Consider the following 23,722-nt stretch of genomic DNA (forward strand, 5'->3'; position numbering starts at 1 on the left):
ATGACAGTCGTTATGGAGGTGTGTAGCCTGCCTCTATAACGACTGTCATAGGAGGATGTCGTGACCATCATCACCGTGAACGCACCCAGGGGGCGCCTGAGCCTGGAGCAGCGTCGTGAGCTGGCCGAGACGCTGACGGACGCGGTGCTGGTGCCCGAGGTGGGCCGGCTCGCTCCGGCCGCCCGGCCCGGCTTCCAGGTGCACTTCGTGGAGCGTGAGCGGGACATGATGGCCATCGGCGGCCGGCTGCTGGCGGACGCGGACCCGGACCTCGACGTGATGATGATCGACATCGCCGTGATGGACGCGGCCTGGCAGCCGGAGGTCCGGGCCGAGGTCGTCGAACGCGTGCTGGCCGCACTGGCGGCGGCCTGCGGGCTGGAGAAGCCGGCGCCGGCCTGGTGGGTCAACTTCCGGGTGATCGACGAGGGCAGCTGGGGGTCGTCCGGCGGCGTGCTGTCGATCCTGCCGCTGCTGGAGAGCGGAGTGTTCACGGAGGAGCGCGTCAAGGCGGTCCGCGCCGCGCTGGGCGCCTGAAGTGCGAGCTGTCCAGCGCGGGCCGGGCTCAGTCCCCGACCGCGGCGAGGATGAGCGCCCGCAGCTCCTCGGCGGTGCGATCGAGGGGCTCGGCGCTGCGCTTGGCGCGGCACATGGCCACGGTTCCCTCGACGGCGGCGACGATGAGCGTCGCGAGGTTCGCCGCCCGCTCCGGCTCGGCGCCGTGCTCCCGCAGGGAGTCGGCGAGCAGGCCCTCCCAGGTGGCGAAGACGTCGGCTGCCGCCGTCAGGACGGCGGACGTCTCGCCGGGGGCCGGCTCCTCGATGGAGACCGCGAGGACGGGGCAGCCGGCCCGGAAGTCACTGTCGACGACGATCTTGCGCCACAGCGCGAGGAAGGCCTGCAGGCCGGCGACCGGGCCGGCCTGCAACTCCTTGCGCAGACTGCGCGCGGTCCACTCGCCCGTGTGGCGCACGGCCTCGGTGACCAACTGCTGCTTGCCCTCGGGGAAGTAGTGGTACGTCGATCCGAGCGGTGCACTGGCGTGCTTGGCCGTCTCGCGGATGCTCGTCGCGTTCAGGCCGCGCCGACTGATCATGTCGGCCGCACCGGCCACGATCCGCTCGCGCGCTGACGGGCTGTCCTTGGTCACCTGCGAACCTCTCCTGATCTCTGCTCTATAACAATTGTCATAGTCTACCGTCGTCCTCTCCGGGAGCCACGCCGATGCACACCCCCCTCACCGAGCCGCCCGCAGAAGCGGGAGCCGACTCGCTGGAAGACCAGAAGGCGGCCATCACCCGCCTGGGACACGAACTGCGCACCCTGGTGGAAACCACGGTCCGTACCGCCGCCTCGCCCGACACGCTCCACCGCGTGGCGGACGGCGTCCGTCAGGTCACCGCCCAGCTGACCGGGCGACGGCGCGCCCGAGCGGAGATCCCCGAAGTGGACGGGTTCCCCGGGGGTCCGCGGATGTACAGCCCCGTCGTCGGGGCGGGCAGCCCGCTGGCCCCGCCCGTGAGCATCACGCCCACCGACGACGGCCTGATCGGGCACTGCACGCTGGGTCTCGCCCACGAGGGCCCGCCCGGCTACGGCCACGGCGGCATGAGCGCCATGCTCCTCGACGAACTCATGGGCCAGGCCTGCACGGCCGCCGGAACCCCCGGCATGACCGTCTCCCTCCAGACGCGCTATCACCAGCCCATCCCGCTGGAGACACCGCTGCGCATCCTCGGCCGCGTCACCGGCACGGACAACCGCAAGGTCTTCGTGACCGGGACGATCACCACTGAGGCGGACCCGTCCACGCGTCTGGTCTCGGCGGACGGCGTCTTCATCGCGCCCGACCCCGACCGTGCCCGCGCCCTGTTCCCCGGCCTGCGGGAAGAAGCGTGACCCGTCACTGCCGACCTTCGCGGCTCTGGACTGAAGGCAGCGTCCTACGACGTCTGCCATGGCTATAACGACTGTCATGAACGAGAGGGGTAACCCATGGCCGAGCCGGTGGTGCTGATGGCGACGATGGTCGCCGAGCCGGGTCAGGAAGAGCTGGTCGAGAAGACGCTGACGGCGGCGCTGGCCGCGGTGCACGCCGAACCCGGATGCCTGCGCTACGCGCTGCACCGCAAGGCGGGCACCACCGGCGAGTTCGTCGTGATCGAGAAGTGGGCCTCGCAGGAGGCGCTGGGCGCGCACATGAAGGGCGCCGCCATGCGGGAGGTCGGCACCGCCCTGGCGCGGGCACTGGCCGCACCGCCGGACATGGTCTTCCTGGACGCGATCCCCGCCGGCGACCCGGACGCCGGCGCCGTCTGACCGACCGTGCGGGCCGGGGCGACGGCCGACACCGGTCCGCCCGGCCCGGGATCCCACCACACCGAGGAGCTTTCCCATGAAGAGCCTGATGTTCGTCGCGCCCGGCCGGCTGCGCTTCGACGAGGTCGACGCCCCCACCGTCGTCGAGGGCACGGACGCGCTCGTGCGTCCGCTCGCGGCCACGACCTGCGATCTCGACCACCACGTCATCGCCGACAAGACACCGTTCTCCGGATTCGGCCCGTTCCCGCTCGGCCACGAGTGCGTGGGCACGGTGGTCGAGGTCGGCCCCGACTGCACGGAGGTCGCGGTCGGCGACGTCGTCGGCGTCGCCTGGCACATCGCGTGCGGCACCTGCGCGCAGTGCGAACTCGGACACCCCGCCCGCTGTCTCCTCCACGGCGACGCCCAGTACGGCCTGCCGGTGAACGGGGCCTGGGGCGGGACCTTCGACGAACTCATCCGCGTCCCCTACGCGGACTTCAACCTCGCCAAGCTGCCCGCCGGGGTCGACCCCGTGCACCTGGCCTCGATCGGCGACAATCTCGCCCTCGGCTGGGAGACGGTGATGCCGACCGTCGCCCAGATCACCGACCCGAAGATCGCGGTCTTCGGCGGCACCGGATCCATCGGCCTCTACTGCGTCGACGTCGCGGTCCACTGCGCCGGCGCCCGCACCGTCTACTACGACGACGACCCCGTCAGGATGAAGGTCGCCGAGCAACTCGGCGCCGAGGTCCACGACATCCACGGCAAGCGCGAGAAGGACTTCCACCTCGCCGTGGACGCCGCCTGCAACCCCGAGCGGCTCCGCAAGGCACTGCTGTCGGTCGTGCCCGAGGGATACGTCAACAGCGTCGGCATCTACTTCGACGACATCCGGCTCCCGCTGCTCGCGCTGTACCAGCGCGGAGTCCACTTCCACAACGGCAAGGGGCACGCGCGGCCGAACATGACGCCGACCCTGGCGGCGGTGGCCGCCGGCACGCTCCACCCCGAGCTGGTCACCAGCGGCGTCTACGGCTGGGACGAGATCCCCGAGGTGCTGACCTCCGGCCGGGCCGGCCACAAGCCGATCTTCGTCCTGGAGAACTGAGGACGCGCACCTGGACACCTGGGACACCTACTTCCACGCACCGACGACCCACGGCACGGTGTTCCGCCGGGCCTTCGAGGAAGGCCTGCTCATCGAGGACCACTCCCTCCATGTCGACATCGACGTCCTCGACCCGGCCTTCGCACCGGGCACGGGAACCCCGGAGGCCGACGGGCTGACCAGCCGGGAACTCCTGCGGGTGCTGCGCGGGTCGACCGGGCTGGACATCGTGGGCGGCGATGTGGTGGAGGTGGCTCCCGCCTACGACCCACGCGGAGATCACCTCGATCGCCGCCGCGACCGTGCTGTTCGACATGGTGACCCTCATGGCCCGCAGGCCCGGGGCCACGAGGTGAGACGCCACGCGTCACCCGCGCGGCCGGGGCCACCGTCTGTGTCTCCGATTCGCCGGTAAGCTGCGGACACATGATGGTCGACAGGCGACACCCGCCGCGATCCGGACCGCCCTCCTCCAGCGCCTCCTCCTCGCGGCCGCTCCTCACCGCAGGGGCCGAGCCCGCTTCCGTCCCGCTGTACGGCTTCCAACCCCCGGTCGGTACGCCGTACGGCCTGGAAGTGACCACCGTCGAGGACTTCCACGCCCACCACGACGACTGGCCGTGGAACCCGCCCCGTCCGGGCCGGGCCACCTTCCACTACCTGATCCTGGTCACCGAGGGCGTACTGCGGCACGACGTCGACCACGTCACGCGCACCGTCGCCCCCGGCCAGTGGCTGTGGGTGCGCCCCGGGCACGTGCAGTGCTGGCACGACCCCAGCACCGCCCGCGGCCCGTTCGTCCTGTTCGAGCCGGACGTGCTCCGGCCCGACACCGCCCGCGAGCTCGCTCCCCTCACCTCGCACGACGCTCCCGCCGTCCTGACCCCGCACTCCGCCGACGGCTCCTGGCTGGAACAGACCGCGCTCCAACTCCTCGACGAGCACCGCTCCCTGGGACGCCGCCCGCTCGCGGCCCACCACGCCCTGCGGCGCAGCCTCCTCGAAGCGCTCCTCCTGCGCCTCGCCCACTCCCCGGGTGTCCCGGCCCCTCCGGCCGACGCCGCAGCCGCCTCCCCGGGCAGCGGCCCCCGCCACGCGCCCCCGGGCGGCAGCACCGGACGCCGTCACACCTACGAACGATTCCTGGACGCCCTGGAGTTGCACTTCCGTGAGCGGCACCGCGTCGACGACTACGCCCGGCTGCTCGGCTGCTCGGTGCGCACCCTCAGCCGCGCCGCCCAGGCCGCCACCGGCAGGGGAGCACGGGAGATCATCAATGAGCGGCGGCTGCTCGAAGCGCGCCGCCTCCTCGGCCACGCCGGGTGGACCGCCCAGGCGGGCGCCGCCCACCTCGGCTTCACCGACGCGGCCAACTTCGGCCGCTTCTTCCGCCACCACACCGGCCTCACCCCCGCCGCCTACACGGCTCGCCAGGCGACCCCCGAGTGCTGAAGCGGATGTGCCGGCCCGCCCGGTGCTACGGCGTGGTGGGCTGGTGGGGGGAGCGGAGCACGAGCAGGGTGATCTCGCTGGGGGCGAAGACGCGGAAGGGCGGGCCCCAGAAGCCGGTGCCGCGGCTGGTGTAGAGGAGGGTCCGGGTGCCGTGGTGGGTGAGGCCGGCGAGGGCGGGCTGGTCGAGGCGGACCAGGTGGTGGAAGGGCCAGATCTGGCCGCCGTGGGTGTGGCCGGAGAGCTGGAGGTCGATGCCGGCCGCCGCCGCCCGGTCGACGAACTTGGGCTGGTGCGCCAGGAGCAGGACGGGCAGGTCGGGGTCGGCGCCGTTCAGGGCTCCGGCGAGGTGGGCGCGGTGGCCTGCCAGGCCGGAGGACTCGGCGGTGACGTCGTCCACGCCGGCGACCACGAGGGTGTCGCCTCCGCGTTCGAGCAGCAGATGGCGGTTGCGCAGCGGCTCCCAGCCCAGCTCGTCCATCAGGTCGACCCAGCCCTGGGCCTCGCTGTAGTACTCGTGGTTGCCGGTGACGTAGACGCGGGCCCGGGTGGCTCGCACGGTACCGAGGGGGAGGGCCTGGGCGCGGCGGCGTTCGGCCGTGCCGTCCGCGATGTCGCCGGTGTGGCAGACCAGGTCGGCTTCCAGGGTGTTCACCGTCTCGCACACCCGTGCCGACCAGCGGGCGCGGTCGAGCGGGCCGTAGTGGGTGTCGGTGATGAGGGCGACGCGGAGGCCGTCCAGCCCGGCGCCCAGCCGGGGGAGTCGCACGTCGAGCCGGCGCACGCGCGGCACGCGGCGGGCTTCGGCGTACCCCCAGGCGAGGAGGACGGCGGTGGTGCCGAGGACGGCCCAGGTGACGATGCGGGCCCGGTCCTGGCTCTCGCCGACGCCGACCACGATCAGGGTGAGCCGCAGGAGGACGCCGAGCAGAACGGACCAGGTGAACAGAACCCAGCTCGTGCCCAGCAGGGTGTCACCGATGATCGCCGCCCGGTCCTGCCGGCGCCGGCCGTGACCGCGCGCCATCGCGAGCGGCATACCGACGAGACCGAGGACGAACAGGGCGGTGCCGACCAGCGTGACGGGCAGCGGCCAGTGCTGGCCGGTGTACAGGAGCACCCAGCAGGGCACGGCCCAGAGCAGGACGGGGGCGATCAAGGGGATGTAGCGCATCAGGCGGTGCAGTCGGCTCTGCCGCGGAACCTGCGCTTCACCCTCGGCGGGTCGGGTGTTGCTGGTGTCGGTCACGCTTCCGTCTCCCTGCCACGCTGCCGTCTCGCGCACTGTATCCGGTCGCCCTCGGGCCGACCGGACCGGCGTTCATGGGCGCGGCCCCTTGGGGCGAAGCGTGCTCCCTGGCGGCAACTCCCGCCGATCTTCGGCCCGTGCTGGCAGACGGCCTACCGGTGCTCGCCCAGTGGAGCCGGGAGCGAGCCTGGGCCCGGCTCCACCGTGTCATCCTCGACGAACTCGGCGCCCGCGGAGAGCTACGCACAGCCGCGGACCCGGCCCGGCCTCTCCGGGACAGCCGCGCCGCTCAGCGCCCCGCCGGCACCCGCCCCAGTTTCTCCGGATTGCGCACGGCGCGCACGGCCGTGATGCGGGGGAGTCCGTCGGCCACGTCGACGTCTGCGGTGACCACGGCGAACACGCCGGCCGGCGTGGCCAGTACGGCGGCAGGCGTGCCGTCGTACTGCTCGTGCATGCGGACCACCAGCCCGGCCGGGTAGCGGCCCGCCGTGGACGCGAAGTACTCGGCGATGGCGGCGGCGCCGCGCAGCGGGACGCGTGGGGTCTCCGCGTGGCCGTTGCCGTCCGCCCACATCGTCACGTCGGGGGCCAGCACAGCCATGAGCGCTTTCACGTCGCCGTCGAGGCAGGCGGTGAGGAAGCGCTCGGTGATCTCGCGGGCCTGCCGGTGATCCGGCTCGAAGCGCCGGTTGCGCAGCCGCACATGGCGCCGGGCCCGGCTGCCGAGCTGCCGTACCGCCGTCTCCGTGCGGTCGACCGCCGCGGCGACCTCGGGGAAGCTGAAGCCGAACACCTCGTGCAGCACGAACACCGCGCGCTCCAGCGGCGACAGCGTCTCCATCATCACCAGGACCGCCATGCTCAGCGACTCGCCGAGCAGCGAGGACTCCATCGCGACATCGGGCGAGACCAGCAGCGGCTCGGGCAGCCAGGGCCCCACGTACTCCTCGCGCCGGGCCCGACTGCGGCGCATCTGGTCGATGGCGGTGCGGGTGACGGCCCGCACCAGGTATCCGCGCGGATCGGCGATGGCGTCCCGGTCGACGCGCTGCCAGCGCAGCCAGGTCTCCTGGACGACATCCTCGGCGTCGACGACGGTACCGAGCATGCGGTACGAGATGCCGAACATCATCTGCCGGTACCGTTCGAACGGATCTGAGATCCCGGACCGCTCGGAGACGGCTGTCGTCTCGGCCATGACTCCCCGTTACCTCAGGATCGGCGCTCGTCGCGTTTGCTCGCCAACTGACCTGCGAGTCTACAATCGTGGCCTTCAACCGCTCTCCAAGGGCGCGGAGCGAGGGCAGCAGGTGAGGGTGAGGGCCGCCACTTCCCACCGAGGCCGCGAACCTCCGGACGTGGAACGCCGGTTCGGCTCTCGCCTGCTGGCGGTGCGGCCGTCCTGCGCGCCGGCCCCGACGAGCGGCTCGGTCACGGACGGTTCTTCGCGTGAGAAGCCTGCTGCGCCTGCGGTGCGGAGTCGACCTCGGGAGCCGGATCGACGGCGTCCGTCACGTACGCCACCCCCCACGCCTCCTTCTGCAGGAAGTGAAGCCCCAGGGTGCTGACCCCGACGACCTGCTCGACGATCCGCCCGTCCTCGATGCGTACGGTGTGCTGCTCGATGCTCGAACCGCGCTCGCCGGTGGGCGCGTTGCCGAAGTACGAGCCGGTGTTGTGCCAGTGCAACGCGAACCGGAAAGCCGCCCGGGTGCCGTCGGCGCTGTAGAACTCGTCGTGCAGGACGGTACGGATACCGGGGTGGGCGTGGTGGATCTCCTGGCAGAATTTCAGCAGGAATTCCACGCCCTTCACCCCCCAGGCGGTGGGCGCGTACATGGTGACGTCCGGGGCGTACAACTTCTCCAGGGCGGCCCAGTCCTGATCACCGAGCGCCGTGATGTAACGCTGGATAACAGTCTTTTCCGGCATGGGTTTCCTCCTAGGCAACAGTGCGAAAAACAGGAATGCTGAGGTCAGGGAAAGGCGGCGAGGGGGGAATTCCACTAGTCCACGGCCCGGGCCAGGTCCGCTCCGGCGTGCGGCGCCGCGGGCGCTTCCGGCTCCGGTCGTGGGGCCGGGGGCGGCAGGAGTAGTGCGAGGGCGGCGGCAATGACCGCCACGGCGACCGTCAGGAACAGGCCGTAGCGCACGGCGTCGGTGAGACCGTCGGCGTAAGCCGCGTCCGTGAGCCGGCCGGCCTGCTCTCGCACCTCCTGCGGCACGCCCTCGGCGGCGAGCCGGTTCTGGAGCAGCGCGCCGACCGCCGCCGCGCCGACGACGGCACCGATTTGCCGGAACGTGGTGAACATGCCGGAGGCGACGCCGGTCAGCCGCGGTGGGATCTCCTGCATCGCGAGGGTGCTGGTGGGCGCGAAGACCAGGCCCATGCCGATGCCGAACACGATCTGGCCGGGGATGATCGCCCACACGCTGGAGTCCGCCTGCGCCATGACCGCTGTGAGGGCGATTCCCGAGCCGAAGACCAGCAGCCCGGGGACGAGGATCTTCCGGCCGCCGAGCTTGCCGACCGCGTTGCCCGCCACGGGCGCCACGAACAGCGTGACCAGCGGTCCCGGTACGAGGGCGAGGCCGGCCTCGCCCGCGGAGAGGCCGAGGACGGACTGGAGGTAGAGGGTGAGCGGCAGCAGCACGCCGATGGAACCGAAGAGCAGCATCGCCCCGAGCGTCGCGGAGACGGTGAAGGCGCGGCTGCGGAACAGCTCGAACGGGACCAGCGGACGGCGGTCCTGGCGCGCCCGCTGGTGCAGCGCGAAGAGCGCGAGGAGGGCCACGCCGAGCGCTAGGACCAACGGGATGCCGAGGAAGGACTCGATGGTGCCCCAGTCGTAGCGCTCGCCCTCGATCAGCCCGTACACGATCAGGCTGAGGCCGGCCGTGGACAGTACGGCGCCCGGCAGGTCCAGCGAGGTCTGCCGTCCCGTCCGGACGTCGGGCACCACGACGAGCGCGCCCACCAGCGCCGCCACGCCGATCGGGACGTTGATGAAGAAGATCCAGCGCCAGTCCAGGCCGGAGACCAGGGCGCCGCCGACGGTGGGTCCCGCGACGGTGGCGAGGCCCGCGACCGCGGACCACACGCCGAAGGCCGCCCCGCGGCGCTCCGCCGGGAAGACGGCGCTGATCAGGGCCAGGGTCTGCGGCATCATCACCGCTGCGCCGAGTCCCTGGACCGCCCGGGCCGTGATCATCTGCCCCGGGGTGTCCACGAACCCGCAGACCGCCGAGGCCACGGTGAAGACCGCGAGCCCGGTGGTGAAGGTGCGCTGTGCGCCGAACCGGTCGCCGAGCCGTCCGGAGAGCAGCAGCAGCGTCGCGAAGACCAGCATGTAGGCGTTGGCGAACCAGAGGATGTCGTCCAGCGACGCGCCGAGCCCCGCGGCCATCTCGGGGACGGCGATCGTGACGATCGTCGTGTCCAGCAGCGTCATGAAGAAGCTCGCGCAGAGTACCCCCAGCACCAGCCAGGGGTTTCGCTGCCGCGCTTCCGGTGCGTCCGTGCCCATCCCGTCGCCTTTCGTCGGTAGTCGTTGGGGTGCTTCCCCAGGACCGACGCAACCGGGCGCGGAACCGTGACATGGGTGGGCTCACCAGATGAGCGGATCGTCCGGGACGCGGGACCACACCGCGTCACGGGATGGCTCTCGGGCTGGTGAGCGTTGCCCGACCCCGCGCTCCGTCGCCGTATGAGCAGTGACGTTGTCGCGTGACCGGGCGGGCTCGGCCTTCCGCCGAGCCCGCCCTGCCGGCCCCACACCGGAGCCGGACTCGTCTCACGCCGTCAGCGCCGCAGTGTCAGCAGACCCGGACGGTAGGGCCAGAGGCCGTAGTCACCGCCGGAGTTGGGGCTGCGCCCCTGGTAGAGCAACTGCAGATTGCAGGGATCGACGGTCATGGTCTGATCGGCGCTGGTGCGGAGCAGCTCGCCATGGCTGATGTCGTTGGTCCAGGTGGCGCCGCTGTTGGCCTTGCCGGCGAAGGGATTGCTCTCGGTCGCCGCCTGGGGTGTCCAGGAGCCGTTCAGACTGGTGGCCGTGAACGAGCGGAAGTAGCGGCCCTGCGAGCCGATCGCCTCGACGATCATGAGGTAGCGGTTCTGGCCCTGCAGCTTGTAGACCTGTGGGGCTTCGAACAGGTTGTCCCTCGTATCGCTCATGATCACCGTCGAGGTCGAGCCGAAGCTGCCCGGGAAGTTCCCGATCGGCATGCTGGCCCGGTAGATCTTGCCGTTGTCACCGGCGAAGAACAGGTACATGTTCGTCCCGTCACCGATGAGCGTCTGGTCGATGGGTCCGGTTCCGGAGTCGGCAATGCTTCCGGAGAAGAGCGGCTGCTCGGATGACCAGCCGTTCGGGTTGGTGGGGTCGCTCGACGTCCGGTAGGAGAAGGCGGTCCTGCCCCACTGGTAGGCGAGCACCCAGATGTTCTTCGGGGCGAAGTAGAAGAGCGTGGGCGCGACCGTGGACGTCGACATCGTGTTCTGGCCGGCCGAGGCCATCTCCGACCAGTTGGTGAACGGGGTGAAGTTCATCGAGCGCCAGGCCACTCCCGTTCCCGCGGCGCCGTGGGTCGTCGCATAGACGAGGTGCTTGCCGTTGTAGGGGGCGACGGTGAAGTCCTTGAGCGAGGCCCATCCCGGCTTGGGCTGCGCCAGCGCGCCCGTCGAGGTCCAGCGGTACGTCGACGGGAGATCACACGGGCCGGGGGTGCCCGCACCGACCTTGACGAGCTGCCACTGCTGGTTGGTACCGCCCCAGTCGTCGTACTGGACGACGTTCGCGTTGTCGGCGGTGGAGGCGCCCTGCACTTCGAGGGCCTTGTTGCTGTGGCGCGAGATGAGCCGCACGTACCCGTCCGAGCTGTCGGCCAGCCGCCACTGCTGGTTGGTGGCGTTCAGGTCGGTCCACTGGACGATCGAGCCGCCGTTCGCGGTGGACCAGTTGTGGACGTCCAGGACCTTGCCGGAGTGGCGGGATTTGATGCGGTAGTAGCCGCCGCCGGAATCGACGAACTGCCACTGCTGCTGGGCCTGATCGTTCCTGGACCACTGGGTGATGCGGGCGCCGTCGCCGGTCGCCATGTTGTAGACGTCCAGGGCCTTGCCGCTGTTGCGGTTGACCAGCACGTACGACGCGTTGGGGTCCACGGTCGCCGCCTCGGCGGGCTGGGCGCCGAGGAAGGTCGCCACGAGCAGCAGGGGCGACAGGACGGCGAGTAACCGTTTGAGACGGACCGGGGACGGGTGGCTGAGCCACATCACAGGGCCTCCTTCGGGGCGGGTGGGGTGCCGCCGATGAACCGCGGAGCAGCCGAGCCGGTGGTAGCGGAGCTCGAAAGTTTCGGGGAGTTCCCGAATCTTCGACGCCACAAGCTAGGAAGGCGGGGCGCTCCGGTCAAGGCCTGTGGCTGTTCTGGCTGCAAACAGCGGGTGCTCGAATGTTTCGAAGGATGAGTGGAAAGTTTCTCCGGTAGAGGCTATTGACGAGTCACTGTCAAACCCTCAATCATCCCTCTCTGAGCGACCGACCATAGTTCGAAATTTCGAACCACGTCGATCCTGAGCGAATTGCCGTTCCGGTGAGGCTCGCACCAACGCATCCGTCCCGGTGGTAGCGGACGAGGCTTTCCCTGCGCTCCAGTCACTCCGTGCTGTCTACCTTGGAGGCACAGTCATGGGCTTGCACGCCCTTCCCAGACTCCATGTCCGCCACAAGCTCCGCGCCCTGCTGCCGGCGCTGGTCGTCGGCGCCCTCGGCGCGGCCGGCGCACTGGTCGCGCCACCGCCCCCCGCACACGCCGCCGAGAGCACGCTCGGCGCTGCGGCAGCGCAGAGCGGCCGCTACTTCGGCACCGCCATCGCCTCGGGTCGGCTGGGCGACTCGACGTACACGTCGATCGCGAACCGCGAGTTCAACTCGGTGACGGCCGAGAACGAGATGAAGATCGACGCCACCGAACCGCAGCGGGGCCAGTTCAACTTCACCGCCGGTGACCGCGTCTACAACTGGGCGGTCCAGAACGGCAAGCAGGTGCGCGGCCACACCCTGGCCTGGCACTCCCAGCAGCCCGGCTGGATGCAGGCCCTCAGCGGCAGCGCGCTGCGCCAGGCGATGATCGACCACATCAAGGGCGTGATGGCCCACTACAAGGGCAAGATCGTCCAGTGGGACGTCGTGAACGAGGCCTTCGCCGACGGCAGTTCGGGAGCCCGCCGCGACTCCAACCTGCAGCGCACCGGCAACGACTGGATCGAGGTCGCCTTCCGCACCGCGCGCGCCGCCGACCCGGCCGCCAAGCTCTGCTACAACGACTACAACGTCGAGAACTGGACCTGGGCCAAGACGCAGGCCATGTACAACATGGTCCGCGACTTCAAGCAGCGCGGCGTACCGATCGACTGTGTCGGCTTCCAGGCGCACTTCAACAACGACAGCCCCTACAACAGCAACTTCCGCACCACCCTGCAGAACTTCGCCGCCCTCGGTGTCGACGTGGCGATCACCGAGCTCGACATCCAGGGCGCCCCGGCCTCGACCTACGCCGCCGTGACCAACGACTGCCTGGCCGTCCCGCGCTGCCTCGGCATCACCGTCTGGGGCGTGCGCGACTCCGACTCCTGGCGCCCGCAGCACACGCCGCTGCTGTTCAACGGCGACGGCAGCAAGAAGCCCGCCTACACCGCCGTCCTCAACGCACTCAACGGCGGCTCCACCACGCCCCCTCCGGGGTCCGGGCAGATCAAGGGCGTCGGGTCTGGCCGCTGCCTGGACGTGCCCGGTGCCAGTACCACCGACGGCACCCAGGTCCACTTGTGGGACTGCCACAACGGCACCAACCAGCAGTGGACGCACACCGCCGCGGGTGAGCTCAGGGTCTACGGCAACAAGTGCCTGGACGCCGGCGGCACCGGCAACGGCGCCAGAGTCCAGATCTACAGCTGCTGGGGCGGCGACAACCAGAAATGGCGGCTCAACTCCGACGGAACGATCGTCGGCGTCCAGTCCGGCCTCTGCCTCGACGCCGCCGCGAGCGGCACCGCCAACGGCACCCTGATCCAGCTCTACTCCTGCTCGAACGGCGGCAACCAACGCTGGACCCGCACGTGACGAGGCCGGCCCACCAACGAAAGGGGGCATCGATGACCTGGTGGTCCCGGGTCGCCGCCGTGGTGGCGGCGGCCCTCGCGATCGGCGTGCTCACCGCGGTGAACCCCGCGCCCGCCGAGGCGGCGACGGTGGACACCAACGCCTGGTACGTCCTGGTCAACCGCAACAGCGGCAAGGCGCTGGACGTCTCCGGCACCTCGACCGCCGACGGCGCGCGGGTCAGCCAGTGGACGCGCCACGACGGAGCCAACCAGCAGTGGCAGTTCGTGGACTCCGGCGGCGGCTTCTACCGCCTCAAGGCCCGGCATTCGGGCAAGGTTCTCGACGTGGCCGGCGCCTCGACCTCGGACGGTGCCGCGATCCAGCAGTGGGCCGACCACAACGGGGGCAACCAGCAGTTCCGCCTGGCCGACTCCGACACGGGCCACGTCCGGCTGATCAACCGCACCAGCGGCAAGGCGGTGGAGGTGCAGGGCGCCTCCACCGCCGACGGCGGCAACGTCGTCCAGTACGCCGATCACGGCGGCGCCAACCAGCAATGGCAGATGGTCAAGCTGTCGTCCGGTGGCGGAAGCGGGTGCGGCAGCGCCCCGACCCTGACGAGCGGTACGCACACCATCCAGAGCGGCGGCAAGAGCCGCAGCTTCATCCTCAGGGTTCCCGCCAACTACGACAACAGCCGCCCCTACCGGCTGATCTTCGCCTTCCACTGGCGGGGCGGAACCGCCGGCGACGTCGCCTCGGGCGGCACGAGCGGGACCGCGTGGTCCTACTACGGCCAGCAGGAACAGTCCAACAACAGCGCGATCCTCGTCGCTCCCCAGGGCCTCGGCAACGGCTGGGCCAATACGGGCGGTGAGGACGTCACCTTCGTCGACGACATGATCCGGCGCATCGAGAGCGGCCTCTGTGTCAACCCGGCACAGCGGTTCGCCACGGGCTTCAGCTGGGGCGGCGGCATGAGCTACGCGCTCGCCTGCAGCCGGGCGAACGCCTTCCGGGCCGTCGCGGTCATCGCCGGCGCCCAGATCAGCGGATGCAGCGGCGGCACCCAGCCGATCGCCTACTTCGGGATCCACGGCATCAGCGACTCCGTCCTCGGCATCGCACAAGGACGCTCCCTGCGCGACAGGTTCGTCGCCAACAACGGCTGCACCGCCCAGAACCCGCGCGAGCCGGCACCGGGCAGCCGCACGCACATCACCACCACCTACGCGGGCTGCCGTGCCGGATACCCGGTCCAGTGGGCCGCGTTCGACGGCGGCCACATACCCGGCCCGGTCGACGGCTCCTCCGGCGAGAGCGGCGTCACGACCTGGACCAAGGCAGAGATCTGGAGGTTCTTCGCCCAGTTCCAGTGACAGGCACGCACGCACCACGGGGTGGAGCCAGGACCGACCCGGCTCCACCCCGTGGACGTGTGCTGGTCCGCTCCCAGTAGTCAGGCAGGCCCGTCGGGCGGTGCCATGGCCCGGAAGAAACGCGCTGCCGATCCGTGTTGCTTCCTGTGACAGACACCATGTCTCACAGGGCCTGCGAGGAGATACTGAGCATGACCGAGATCAGTACGGGCGGCGACCTGGTCACCTATATCAATGTCTTCACCGTCGCTCCTGAGAATCAGCAACGTCTCATCGAACTGCTCCAGTACATGGCGCGGGAGGTCATGCCGAAGCAGCCTGGCTATGTACAGGCCAATATTCACCGGGGCCTTGAGGGCACTCGAGTGGCCAACTACAACCAGTGGCGCTCGCAAGCGGATCTGGCGGCCGCGCGCGAAGACGCCGATGTGCGGGCATGCATGGAGCAAGTCCTGGAGATCGCGACGCTCGACCTCGTACCGTACGAGGTCGTCTCCGTACACCGGCCGTAGGTTCGCCGATCATGGTTTCCGGTAGACCACCACGTAACTTCCCTCCGCCGTGAAGGGCGAGCGCGACCAGCCGTTCCAGCGACCTTCCAGTCGGAGGCCGGCCATGCGGGCCATCAAGTCCAGCTCGGTCGGCCAGGAGTAGCGGAAGACCATGGGATACAACTTGGTGCCGGTCTCCGTGATGGCGATGTACTGGCGGGTGACCGTCTGCTCCACCCTGTCGAACTGGGAGACCCGCAGGACAACCTGGTCGAGTGCCACCTGCAGGGGATCAGTCGACTGGGGCTGGATGAGCCTGTGCGGGTCGGGCACGAAGAGCTGCAGGACAAGGGCTCCGCCGGGAGCCAACCGGGCCGCCGCGTTCTGGAAGCAGCGAACTTGTTCGTCCTGCGTGCGCAGCAGAAAGAACGTGTGCTGCACTGCGTAGACCAGGTCGAAGGGCCCGTCGACGGCGACATCGGCGAAGTCTCCTCGTACCGCCTGCACCTGGGCGCCATCGGGCTTGTCGACCAACTGCCGGAGCATGGCGTCGGACGCGTCGATACCGGTGACGCGCATGCCGGCACGCGCCAGCGGGATGGCGACCCGACCGGTTCCGACGCCGAGTTCCAGTGCCCGGCCGGGCTTGGCCACCTCCGCGAGGAATGCCACGGCGGCTTTTTCATCCTTGGCGGCCGGCCAGCCGATGGCGTCATGGTCGACCATGCGGTCTCCGTAGGTCGACGCTTCGTATCCCTGCACGTGTGCGCTCCTTCTGTTGTCTGCGTCAGTCTTCGGAGACGTCTCGGCGCGAGCTCAGCAGGCCCCGGCCCGCCAGCGGGACCAGTGCGAGAGTGAGCCCCGCGGACAGCAGCAGTCCGCCGCGTGCGTCCAGTGCGCCGACCACCGGTCCACTGAGCGGGAGTCCGACCGGGGCCGCCAGGGTCGATCCGGTCGTCCACAGCGTGATGACCGGTTGCTGTTCCTCCGGCCGGAGCGCCGATTGGACGAGCGTGTAGGCGATCGGCGTGAACGGGGCATAGACCAGTCCCCCCAGAGCGAAGGCACAGGCCGCGACCGGTAGAGAGGGGGCCAGACCCAGAAGCACGACCGATGCGCCCCACAGAGCGATCACGGAGACCAGGACGGCCTGCTGGGGCAGTTTGCGCAGCCGGTTGGTGAGGGCGCCACCGATCAGTGCGCCGACCCCGAAGGCAGTCCAGATGAAGCCCAGGGTGTTTCCGTCGCCGTGCAGGTCCTCCTTGGCCAGCAGCGGCAGCGCTACTTCCACGGGCATGTAGGAGAGGTTGAACAGGAAGACCACGGCGAACAGCCGAGCCGCCATGGGATGCAGCCGCAGGATGCGCCAGCCGGACTGCGAAGCTCGTTCCTTACGGACTGCTCCTGGCTGCGGCGGAACGACGAGCGAAACCGCCCCCAGCAGAACCAGGAAGCTCGCCGCCTGGAACAGGCAGGCGACACCCGCGCCGAAGACGACGGTGACCGCCCCACCGACGGCCGGGCCGATCACGTAAAGGGCAACGCTGTTGGCGAAGCCCAGCAGTCCGTTGACGGCGAAGAGCTCCTCCTTTTTCGCCATTCCGGTGGCGATCAGACGCCGGCCACTGGACGCCGGCAAATGCAACACCGACCCCAGCGTCAGGGCAGCCACCATCACCCAGATGTCGATCCACTCGGCGATGGCGGCCAGACCCACCACCGCGAACAGCGCAGTGCGCAGGGCGCTGTCAGTGATGACCACACCGCGAATCGGCAGTCGTAACCGACCGAGGCCCACGCCAAGGGCGATCACGGTGGTCAGCACGTACGGTGCGGTCATGGCCAGGCTGACCGCCACGGGTGCGGAAAGGTCTCCGTGGTGGCGGATCGCCAGCAACGGCAGCGCGATCAGCACGATGCCGTCACCCACGCTCGAGACCACATAACTGGCCAGCAGAGCCGCGAGGCGCGGGTTCCGCCTGAGCAGTTGCGGGTACGACGGGCTGTCGGGCGGCGCGTCTGCGGCCTCGTCGGTGCTCCTGGCGGTCACCGTCGTGTCACCTCCACTGCGGACGGTGGCCGAAAGGACAGATCAGCGACCCAGAGGGTGTGGGGCGTCAACCGCGCCCAGCGGGAAGAGGAGGAGCCGTCGAGGCTGAAGCGCGGGTCCCACAGTTCCTCCCTCTCGCCCAGGTATCGGGTGAGCTTGCGTCGACCACGGTCGGTGTCGAAGTCGACCACACTACCGTGACCGCGTGCGACGACCTGGAGCACACGCCCGGTGGTGAGCTCGCAGGAGTCCACGACGAGTTCGAAGACGGGGTTGAGGCTCAGCCGTTGCTCGAGTTTGGCCCAGGGGCCGGTGAGCACCCAGAACGAGTTGTCCTCCCAGAGGAACCACACAGGCCGGACGCATGGCCCCTCCGTGGCGAGGCGGGCGACCAGTGGACGAGCCAGGAACGCCTCGACGTCGAAAGGGGCTTTGTCCAGGTCGGGGAACGCCCCGTCTCTTCTGGTCAGTTTCACTCTCGACGGTCCTCGATGCTGTTGTGCCAGGCACGTGCCAACCGCTCCACGGCTTCCGACATGTCCTCGGCCCTCGCACAGGAGAACGACAACCGCAGCGTGGTGGGATCGGGATCCGTCGCGTAGAAGTCGGTCCCCGGTACGTAGGACACCCCCTCCTCGAGCGAGGCCGTCAACAGTCGGGTGGTGTCGGTGCCCTGGGGAAATCTGGCCCAGACGAAGAAGCCGCCGTGGGGGACGTCGAAGTCGAGGACCGAGCCGAAAGCTCCGGTCAGGGCGGACACCAGCGCGTCTCTGCGCTCGCGGTAGATGTCGCGCGCCCGGTCCAGCTGGGCTGCCAGGAACGCGGAGTCTTGAACGAGTTCGTGTACCACCTGCTGTATCAGGTGTGAGTTGCCCAGGTCGGCCGCCTGCTTGAACTTCATCAGGACGTCGATGAGCGACGGCGGGGTGATCAGGTAGCCGAGGCGTGCCGCGGGAAAGAGCACCTTGGAGAAGCTGCCCAGGCGCACGGTGTTTTCCGACGGGGGTGCTGCGGAGGCCGGCACGGCGGCCGGATCGTAGCCGAGTTCCCGGTAGGGGTCGTCCTCCACGAGCACGCACTCGTACCGCTCGGCGAGTCCGGCCAGCCGGTCGCGTTGCGGGGCGGTGAGGCTCGCGCCCGTGGGGTTGGCGAAGGCGGGGACAACGTAGATCATCTTGGCTCGCGGCTCTGAGGCGAGTACCGCCTCGAGTTGTTCGAGGCCGTGGTCCGAACTGATCGGGACATCCATCACACGGGCTTGGAAGAGGCGGAAGACCTGCAGCGCGCCGAGGTAGCTGGGCCTGTCCACGACGACCACGTCCCCGGGGTCGAGCAGCGCCTTGCACAGGAGGTCGAGCCCCTGCTGCGAGCCATGGGTGAGCAGGACGCGGTCGGCCTCGTAGGCACGGCCGGGTACGGAGACCTGGGCCGCGATCCAGGATCGCAGTGCGGGCAGGCCGCTCGCGTCGCCGTACTGGAGGGCGGCTGCGTCTCGTTTCAGCAGTCGGGTGGTGACCTCGGTGAACTCTTGTGAGCAGAAGGTCTCCGGGGCTGGACTGCCGGCCGCCAGAGGGATCACGTTGCTGGTCCCGGTGAGCCTGAGTACGGCGCCGATGGCGGAATCCGCCAGGTGTCCGGTGCGCTCCGCCAGAGTGGGAAGCCGTGCGGGTGTGTCGACGAACGTCACTGGGTTCTGTCTCCGTTCTCTCGCGCGGCCGCGCAGATCCGGCGTGGGGTGCGCTGTCGGAAGATGACCGTGTAGGGGACGTCCATGCCATGTCGGTCGAGCAAGGCCTGCCGCACCCTGGCGACGCCCAGCGAGTCTCCGCCCAGCCCGAAGAAGTCGTCGTGCGCTCCGATGTCCGCGATCCCGAGGATCTCCTGGAAGACGTCGATGACCCGACGCTCGGTGTCGTCGCGGGCCTCGGCCCGTCGGCTGCGGAGCACATTGCCCGGTGCGGGCTCCGGCAGTCGCTTGCGGTCGGTCTTGCCACTGGGCAGCAGGGGCAGGGCGGCGAGTCGTACCAGCGTATGCGGCACCATCGGGGCCGGCAGAAGCTCCGCCAGGGCATCGATCACGCCGTCGGGAGCCATGTCATCGTGGTCGGTGACCAGATAGCCCACGAGTCGGGGACGGTCCGCCTCTCCGGTGCGGATCGTGGCGGCCGCGGCTGTGACACCAGGGTGGGCGAGCAGCGCAGCCTCCACTGCCGCCAGATCGACACGGACTCCGGCGACCTTCGGATCGTCGTCGCGTCGGCCGGCGAACTCCACTTCGCCGTCCGCCGCCACGCGGGCCAGATCACCGGTGCGGTACATACGGTGGCCGGCGCCGAGGAACGGATCGGGCAGGAAGCGCTCTGCGGTCTGCTCAGGGTCGCCGAGGTAACCGCGGGCCAGTCCCCTGCCACCGATGAAGAGTTCCCCGACCTGTCCCCGAGCCACAGGGACGAGTTCGTCATCAAGGACATAGACGCGGGTGTCCTGGATCGGGTGTCCGACCGGGGGGAGGCGTCCGGGGGCGGCCGCGGCAGGGTCGAGCCATGCGGCGAGGCGCACACTGGACGCCTCGGTCACGCCGTACGAGTTGACAACGTCGAAGGGCATGCCCTCAGGCCAGACACGCAGTTGCTCGCCGCCCGCCACCAGCAGCCGCAGCGGGCAGGGATCGGGCCAGTCGACGCTGAGCAGCCGCTCCGCGAGCCCGGTCACGACGATGCTCCAGTTGACGCCGGACCGTACCAACCAGTCGCGGAGCGCCGAGCCCTCCCACACGGTTCCCTCGGGTGAGATCACCACCGCGGCGCCCGCGGTGAGCGGAGTCCACAATTCCCACCGTGAGATGGCAAACCCCGGGGACGCCAGCCAACTGGCGCGGTCCTCGGGGCGGATGGCGAAGGCGTCGTGGGACCACCGGGCCTCATTGATGATCCCGGTGTGCGGCACGGCGACCGCCTTGGGACGCCCTGTGGAGCCGGAGGTGAAGTAGATGTACGCGACAGTGCCGTCCTCCCCGGACGGCGGGTCCGGGAGGTCGTCGAGGGGATCGGCCCCCGACGACCCGGTGATCTCCTCGACGGTCTCCACGGGCCCCACGATCAGGCGGACACCCGCGATGCTGAGCATGTCCGCGACCCGGGCCTGAGGCAGATCCGTTGCCACGGGCACACAGATCCCGCCCGCCTGCCACACGGCGAGCGTGGCGATGACGTGCTCCGCGGAACGGGGCACGGTGACGGCGACCCGGGTGCCGCGGCGCACGCCATGTGCGGCGAGGCGCTGGGCGAGAGACCGCGCCCGCCGGTCGACCTCGCGATAGCTGATGACGGTGTCACCGTCGACGAGAGCAGGCCGGTCCGGCACGCGCCGGGCTGTCAGGCGGACGAGGTCATGGGTGCCCTGGGCGGTGGTCATGCCCGCACCTCCCCGATCAGGGTCCGCGGCTCTCGCAGCAATCGCTCCAGGTTGCGGCGGTGCACCTCGATGAAGCGCCGCGCGCTCGACGGGGTGAAGACCGCTCGGTTGTACGTCATCTCGCCCTCGAGGCCGGACGGACCGACGTACAGGGTGGGCACCGCGTTCTGGCCGTAGACGTGGGCGTACCGGTCGGCGTCGAGGTCGATGCTGTAACAGGTCTCTTGCGCGAAGGAGAAGGGGCGGACCCCGGCTTCGCCGAGCCGTTCCGGTGGCCCCAGGTCCGTGGAGAGCACGCTGCCGCGTACCCACACGTGGTACAGGGCGCGGGCGGGCCAGGGCCGCCGGGCCTCGAAGCCGGGGTCGATGGCCTCAGCGATCATCGGATAGGGCAACAGATTGTCGTAGACGTCAAGCACGGTGTCCCGGACGTGCTCCAGGTGCTCTCCGAAGGTGTGCTCGGGATGCACGGCGACCGGCAGCAGCACCAGATCGGCGAAGTGCCCTACGGCATTGAGATCCGCCTTGAGTTCCAGCCGGGTCAGCGAAGAGCCGACCACGATGCGCCGTGCCCTGCAGAGGGCGGCAAGGGCGGCAGTGTAGGCCGCGACGTGTATGAGGTATGGCGTTACACCCGCCTTCCCGCGCAGGTCGGCCAGTTCCGCTGTCCGTGCCTGGACAGTGAAGGGTTCCGTCTCCCGGAGGAACACCGGTGGCGGGGCTGCGGGGTAGTCGGTGGGAACGGCGAGGGGAGCGGGCAGGGGAGTGAGGGCCCGTCGCCAGTAGTCCAGGCGTTTGTCCGCGTCCTTCGGCAACTCGCGAGCACGCCACACGAAGTCCCGGTACTGGTCCTGCCGCTCGGGAGGCGGCAGTTCCTCGTACGCCTCGGCCAGATGCCGGATGACGACCTGCACGGAGGGCGCGTCCAGCATGAGATGACTCGCGGAGAAGACCAGCACATGTTCGCGGGGAGTGCGGCGCACCAGCGTGGCGTGCCACAGCGGTCCCTGGACGTAGTCGAATACACGGTCGCATTCGCCGTTGGCGATCAGTTCGCACAGCCGGTGCTGCTCCTGGTACGGCACGCCGGAGAGGTCCACCAGAGCGAACGGCAGGGAGTGAGCGTCCCGCGGATCCTGGATCTCCTGGCGTGGTGTATCGCCGATCTCGTCGAAGGTGGTGCGCAGAGTGTCGTGCCGCCGCCGGACGGTGTCCAGTGCGCGTTCAAGCCGGTCGGCGTCGACGGGCCCTTGCAGCGTGTACGCCAGACAGACGTTGCTCTTGGTCCTGCCCGGTTCGTCGGGGTGCATGAACCGCAGGCTCTCCCACAGCCACTCCTGCTGCGGGCTGAGCGGGACCGGATCGCCGAGCAGGGTCATGCGGTCCCCGCAAGTTCCGGGAGCACCCGCTCACCGAGAAGCCGTACCGCACGCATGGCCTCGGCGTGCGAGACCGACCCGAACCGCAGATGCAGGCTCAACTCCGCGCCGGGATAGAGCTTCGCGATCCGGCGCAGGGTCGCGGTGGCTTCCGGCACCCCACCCACAATGATGTTGTCAGCAGCCATGAGGTCGGCGACGGTGGTCTTGCGAGCGGCTTCCTCCATGCGTTCGTACCCCTGGTACTCGTCCGAAGTGACACCGCGCCAACTGCTGTATGCCTCCAGTTGTTTGTCCCGGTAGGCCGCATAGTGCTCTTCGGCACGCGTGACGGCTTCCCTCTGGGTCTCGGCCACGTAGCAGTGATAACTGACGTGTAGCCGGAAGTCCGGCGAGTGGCCGTGCGCGAGGCGGGTCTTGCGGTGCAGGTCGAGCAATCCGCTGAGCTTCTCATGGCTGGCCACCACGGGGATGATCATGAGGTGGTAGCCCCGCTCCGCTGCCCAGGTGAAGGTCTCAGGCGAGGTGGTGGCGGCAATGAAGATCGGTGGGTGGGGTCGCTGCAGGGGCCGGGGCAACATGGCCGGCAGCGGGCCGAACCGGTGGAACCGGCCTTCCCAGCGGAAGTTCTCCGTCGACCAGAGCCGTTCGACGGCCTCGACGCCCTCCTCCAGCCGGGCACGGCTGTCTGCCATGCGTACGCCGAACGCGTCGAACTCCGAGGGAAGAAAGGCCCGTCCGAACCCCGCGTCGAGACGGCCGTGAGAGAGATTGTCGAGCACGGACAGCGAGGCCGCCAGTTTGATGGGGTGGGTGAACGCGGGCGTGACCGCTCCGGTGACCAGCCGGACCTGTGAGGTTCGCCGGGCGATGGCCGACAGCAAGGACACCGGGTCCGGGCTGTATCCGCCCCATTCGTGGAAGTGGTGCTCGACCAGCTTCACATGACTGAAGGAGAGGCGGTCGGCCAGCTCGCTCAACTCGATCATCTCGTCGTAGAACCGCGCACCGGGCATCTCGGTGGGCCCCACGGTGGGCAGGAAGTTGAGCCCGACCTTCATGTCACCGCTTCCCACGGACGCACGTCGTCTCGTACAGGTTCCGGTACTGCTTGTCGGTGAACTCCAGCTTCGCCAGGGCACGTGCGGTGTCCAGGGCCACCTCGTGCGGGATGAGCCGCGGTGTGCCGACGGCCTCGGCCATGAGCTGTGACTGGGCGCACCGTTCCATCACGATGAACAGCCATACCGCCTCACCGATGGTGCGACCACCCGTCAAGAAGCCGTGATTCTGCATGATCACCGCTGTTCCGTCGCCCATGGCCTCGATGACCTCCTTGCCCTCCTGTCGGGCGTTGACGAGGCCGGTGAACCGGTCGTAGAGGCCGTGCCGCCGGTAGATGACGCAGGCGTCCTGGGTGATCGGGTCGAGTAGCCGCCCCAGGGACGACCAGGTCTTGCCGTACATCGAGTGTGTATGGGCGAAGGCCACCAGGTCCGGCCGATTGCGGTGCAGTTCGCCATGGAGCGGATCCACCGAGGGGTTGAGTTCGCCGGAGCCCTCCAGGACGGTCCCCTCGCCCCCCACCAGCAGGAGGTCGTCGACCGTGACCTGGTGGAAGTCCAGCCCGAACGGGTTGACCCAGTAGGCGTCCGGGCGCTCCGGGTCCCGCACGCTCACATGGCCGGCGATTCCCTCGCTGTAGCCCAGCTCGGCGAGTAGATGTATGCCCTCCACCAGAGTCTGCCGCAGCGCCTGGCGTTCATCTCGATCCGGCATCGTGC

General features: G+C 69.6%; 22 protein-coding genes and 1 pseudogene. 9 read left to right on the forward strand and 14 right to left on the reverse strand.

Annotation, left to right across the window (positions count from 1 at the left end; all coding sequences use genetic code 11):
* Positions 1-60: 60 nt before the first annotated feature.
* Positions 61-537 (forward strand): tautomerase family protein, encoded by a 477-nt coding sequence (locus tag ACSUPV_RS36120; RefSeq protein ID WP_436949363.1) that lies wholly within the window; start codon positions 61-63, stop codon positions 535-537.
* Positions 538-565: 28 nt separating this feature from the next.
* Here ACSUPV_RS36120 and ACSUPV_RS36125 read toward each other — a convergent pair whose 3' ends face one another.
* Complete coding sequence (locus ACSUPV_RS36125; RefSeq protein WP_359791507.1) at positions 566-1,150, reverse strand: TetR/AcrR family transcriptional regulator; 585 nt, start codon at positions 1,148-1,150, stop codon at positions 566-568.
* Between the two features lie 74 nt (positions 1,151-1,224).
* Between ACSUPV_RS36125 and ACSUPV_RS36130 the strand changes: the two genes are divergently transcribed.
* The 5 genes and pseudogenes from ACSUPV_RS36130 to ACSUPV_RS36150 all read left to right on the forward strand — a co-directional run bounded on the left by ACSUPV_RS36130 (position 1,225) and on the right by ACSUPV_RS36150 (position 4,867).
* Positions 1,225-1,899, forward strand: coding sequence for a PaaI family thioesterase (locus tag ACSUPV_RS36130; RefSeq protein ID WP_436949364.1), 675 nt, complete (start codon positions 1,225-1,227; stop codon positions 1,897-1,899).
* A 96-nt stretch (positions 1,900-1,995) separates the two neighbouring features.
* A complete protein-coding gene (locus ACSUPV_RS36135; RefSeq protein WP_436949365.1) occupies positions 1,996-2,319 on the forward strand; it encodes a putative quinol monooxygenase in 324 nt (107 codons plus the stop codon).
* Positions 2,320-2,395: 76 nt separating this feature from the next.
* Complete coding sequence (locus ACSUPV_RS36140) at positions 2,396-3,415, forward strand: zinc-dependent alcohol dehydrogenase (protein WP_436949366.1); 1,020 nt, start codon at positions 2,396-2,398, stop codon at positions 3,413-3,415.
* 1 nt (position 3,416) lies between these two features.
* Positions 3,417-3,771 (forward strand): annotated as a pseudogene (locus ACSUPV_RS36145) (arginase family protein); the annotation flags it as partial.
* 70 nt (positions 3,772-3,841) lie between these two features.
* Positions 3,842-4,867, forward strand: a complete 1,026-nt coding sequence (locus tag ACSUPV_RS36150; RefSeq protein ID WP_436949367.1) for a helix-turn-helix domain-containing protein — start codon at positions 3,842-3,844, stop codon at positions 4,865-4,867.
* Between the two features lie 25 nt (positions 4,868-4,892).
* Here ACSUPV_RS36150 and ACSUPV_RS36155 read toward each other — a convergent pair whose 3' ends face one another.
* The 5 genes from ACSUPV_RS36155 to ACSUPV_RS36175 all read right to left on the reverse strand — a co-directional run bounded on the left by ACSUPV_RS36155 (position 4,893) and on the right by ACSUPV_RS36175 (position 11,394).
* The gene (locus ACSUPV_RS36155; RefSeq protein WP_436949368.1) at positions 4,893-6,113 is read right to left on the reverse strand and encodes a metallophosphoesterase; all 1,221 of its coding nucleotides are present in this window, start codon (positions 6,111-6,113) and stop codon (positions 4,893-4,895) included.
* A gap of 289 nt (positions 6,114-6,402) precedes the next feature.
* Complete coding sequence (gene sigJ, locus ACSUPV_RS36160) at positions 6,403-7,314, reverse strand: RNA polymerase sigma factor SigJ (protein WP_051648717.1); 912 nt, start codon at positions 7,312-7,314, stop codon at positions 6,403-6,405.
* Positions 7,315-7,547: 233 nt separating this feature from the next.
* Positions 7,548-8,048, reverse strand: a complete 501-nt coding sequence (locus tag ACSUPV_RS36165; protein WP_031117193.1) for an ester cyclase — start codon at positions 8,046-8,048, stop codon at positions 7,548-7,550.
* A gap of 74 nt (positions 8,049-8,122) precedes the next feature.
* A complete protein-coding gene (locus ACSUPV_RS36170; RefSeq protein WP_436949369.1) occupies positions 8,123-9,643 on the reverse strand; it encodes a DHA2 family efflux MFS transporter permease subunit in 1,521 nt (506 codons plus the stop codon).
* Between the two features lie 275 nt (positions 9,644-9,918).
* Entirely contained in the window at positions 9,919-11,394 is a 1,476-nt protein-coding gene (locus ACSUPV_RS36175; RefSeq protein WP_436949370.1) for a non-reducing end alpha-L-arabinofuranosidase family hydrolase, read from the reverse strand.
* Between the two features lie 415 nt (positions 11,395-11,809).
* On the opposite strand from ACSUPV_RS36175, the gene ACSUPV_RS36180 reads away from it, so the two are divergent.
* The 3 genes from ACSUPV_RS36180 to ACSUPV_RS36190 all read left to right on the forward strand — a co-directional run bounded on the left by ACSUPV_RS36180 (position 11,810) and on the right by ACSUPV_RS36190 (position 15,116).
* Entirely contained in the window at positions 11,810-13,243 is a 1,434-nt protein-coding gene (locus tag ACSUPV_RS36180) for an endo-1,4-beta-xylanase (protein ID WP_436949372.1), read from the forward strand.
* Positions 13,244-13,275: 32 nt separating this feature from the next.
* Positions 13,276-14,604, forward strand: coding sequence for an RICIN domain-containing protein (locus ACSUPV_RS36185; protein ID WP_051648713.1), 1,329 nt, complete (start codon positions 13,276-13,278; stop codon positions 14,602-14,604).
* A 191-nt stretch (positions 14,605-14,795) separates the two neighbouring features.
* On the forward strand, positions 14,796-15,116 hold the full coding sequence (locus ACSUPV_RS36190) for an antibiotic biosynthesis monooxygenase family protein (RefSeq protein WP_031117185.1): 321 nt from the start codon (positions 14,796-14,798) through the stop codon (positions 15,114-15,116).
* Between the two features lie 9 nt (positions 15,117-15,125).
* Here the strand turns inward: ACSUPV_RS36190 and ACSUPV_RS36195 are convergent, their stop codons facing one another.
* Genes ACSUPV_RS36195 through ACSUPV_RS36230 form a run of 8 tightly spaced genes read right to left on the reverse strand, consistent with a single transcriptional unit; the run spans position 15,126 to position 23,717 of the window.
* The gene (locus ACSUPV_RS36195) at positions 15,126-15,857 is read right to left on the reverse strand and encodes a class I SAM-dependent methyltransferase (protein ID WP_031117184.1); all 732 of its coding nucleotides are present in this window, start codon (positions 15,855-15,857) and stop codon (positions 15,126-15,128) included.
* A 25-nt stretch (positions 15,858-15,882) separates the two neighbouring features.
* Positions 15,883-17,145: an MFS transporter gene (locus ACSUPV_RS36200; RefSeq protein WP_436949373.1), complete on the reverse strand. Its 1,263-nt coding sequence runs from the start codon at positions 17,143-17,145 to the stop codon at positions 15,883-15,885.
* Complete coding sequence (locus ACSUPV_RS36205; RefSeq protein WP_436949374.1) at positions 17,142-17,621, reverse strand: pyridoxamine 5'-phosphate oxidase family protein; 480 nt, start codon at positions 17,619-17,621, stop codon at positions 17,142-17,144. The genes ACSUPV_RS36200 and ACSUPV_RS36205 overlap by 4 nt, the downstream gene beginning before the upstream one ends.
* The gene (locus ACSUPV_RS36210; RefSeq protein WP_031117181.1) at positions 17,618-18,832 is read right to left on the reverse strand and encodes a PLP-dependent aminotransferase family protein; all 1,215 of its coding nucleotides are present in this window, start codon (positions 18,830-18,832) and stop codon (positions 17,618-17,620) included. Before ACSUPV_RS36210 ends, ACSUPV_RS36205 begins: the two co-directional genes overlap by 4 nt.
* On the reverse strand, positions 18,829-20,559 hold the full coding sequence (locus tag ACSUPV_RS36215) for a non-ribosomal peptide synthetase (protein WP_382612137.1): 1,731 nt from the start codon (positions 20,557-20,559) through the stop codon (positions 18,829-18,831). The genes ACSUPV_RS36210 and ACSUPV_RS36215 overlap by 4 nt, the downstream gene beginning before the upstream one ends.
* Positions 20,556-21,938: a condensation domain-containing protein gene (locus ACSUPV_RS36220; RefSeq protein WP_037761736.1), complete on the reverse strand. Its 1,383-nt coding sequence runs from the start codon at positions 21,936-21,938 to the stop codon at positions 20,556-20,558. The genes ACSUPV_RS36215 and ACSUPV_RS36220 overlap by 4 nt, the downstream gene beginning before the upstream one ends.
* Positions 21,935-22,999, reverse strand: coding sequence for an LLM class flavin-dependent oxidoreductase (locus ACSUPV_RS36225; RefSeq protein ID WP_382612143.1), 1,065 nt, complete (start codon positions 22,997-22,999; stop codon positions 21,935-21,937). The genes ACSUPV_RS36220 and ACSUPV_RS36225 overlap by 4 nt, the downstream gene beginning before the upstream one ends.
* 1 nt (position 23,000) lies before the next feature.
* Complete coding sequence (locus tag ACSUPV_RS36230) at positions 23,001-23,717, reverse strand: class II aldolase/adducin family protein (RefSeq protein ID WP_031117176.1); 717 nt, start codon at positions 23,715-23,717, stop codon at positions 23,001-23,003.
* Positions 23,718-23,722: the final 5 nt, after the last annotated feature.

Origin of the sequence: Streptomyces sp. SudanB52_2052, from assembly GCF_964272415.1 — a bacterium.
Lineage (GTDB): Bacteria > Actinomycetota > Actinomycetes > Streptomycetales > Streptomycetaceae > Streptomyces > Streptomyces olindensis.

Excerpts from the sequence above, each read along its gene's own strand:
- ACSUPV_RS36150 (WP_436949367.1), top strand. The coding sequence starts at position 3,842 with ATGATGGTCGACAGGCGACACCCGCCGCGATCCGGACCGCCCTCCTCC.
- ACSUPV_RS36175 (WP_436949370.1), bottom strand. The coding sequence starts at position 11,394 with ATGTGGCTCAGCCACCCGTCCCCGGTCCGTCTCAAACGGTTACTCGCC.
- ACSUPV_RS36135 (WP_436949365.1), top strand. The coding sequence starts at position 1,996 with ATGGCCGAGCCGGTGGTGCTGATGGCGACGATGGTCGCCGAGCCGGGT.
- ACSUPV_RS36185 (WP_051648713.1), top strand. The coding sequence starts at position 13,276 with ATGACCTGGTGGTCCCGGGTCGCCGCCGTGGTGGCGGCGGCCCTCGCG.
- ACSUPV_RS36180 (WP_436949372.1), top strand. The coding sequence starts at position 11,810 with ATGGGCTTGCACGCCCTTCCCAGACTCCATGTCCGCCACAAGCTCCGC.
- sigJ (WP_051648717.1), bottom strand. The coding sequence starts at position 7,314 with ATGGCCGAGACGACAGCCGTCTCCGAGCGGTCCGGGATCTCAGATCCG.
- ACSUPV_RS36220 (WP_037761736.1), bottom strand. The coding sequence starts at position 21,938 with ATGACCCTGCTCGGCGATCCGGTCCCGCTCAGCCCGCAGCAGGAGTGG.
- ACSUPV_RS36130 (WP_436949364.1), top strand. The coding sequence starts at position 1,225 with ATGCACACCCCCCTCACCGAGCCGCCCGCAGAAGCGGGAGCCGACTCG.
- ACSUPV_RS36140 (WP_436949366.1), top strand. The coding sequence starts at position 2,396 with ATGAAGAGCCTGATGTTCGTCGCGCCCGGCCGGCTGCGCTTCGACGAG.
- ACSUPV_RS36215 (WP_382612137.1), bottom strand. The coding sequence starts at position 20,559 with ATGACCACCGCCCAGGGCACCCATGACCTCGTCCGCCTGACAGCCCGG.
- ACSUPV_RS36190 (WP_031117185.1), top strand. The coding sequence starts at position 14,796 with ATGACCGAGATCAGTACGGGCGGCGACCTGGTCACCTATATCAATGTC.
- ACSUPV_RS36230 (WP_031117176.1), bottom strand. The coding sequence starts at position 23,717 with ATGCCGGATCGAGATGAACGCCAGGCGCTGCGGCAGACTCTGGTGGAG.
- ACSUPV_RS36165 (WP_031117193.1), bottom strand. The coding sequence starts at position 8,048 with ATGCCGGAAAAGACTGTTATCCAGCGTTACATCACGGCGCTCGGTGAT.
- ACSUPV_RS36225 (WP_382612143.1), bottom strand. The coding sequence starts at position 22,999 with ATGAAGGTCGGGCTCAACTTCCTGCCCACCGTGGGGCCCACCGAGATG.
- ACSUPV_RS36170 (WP_436949369.1), bottom strand. The coding sequence starts at position 9,643 with ATGGGCACGGACGCACCGGAAGCGCGGCAGCGAAACCCCTGGCTGGTG.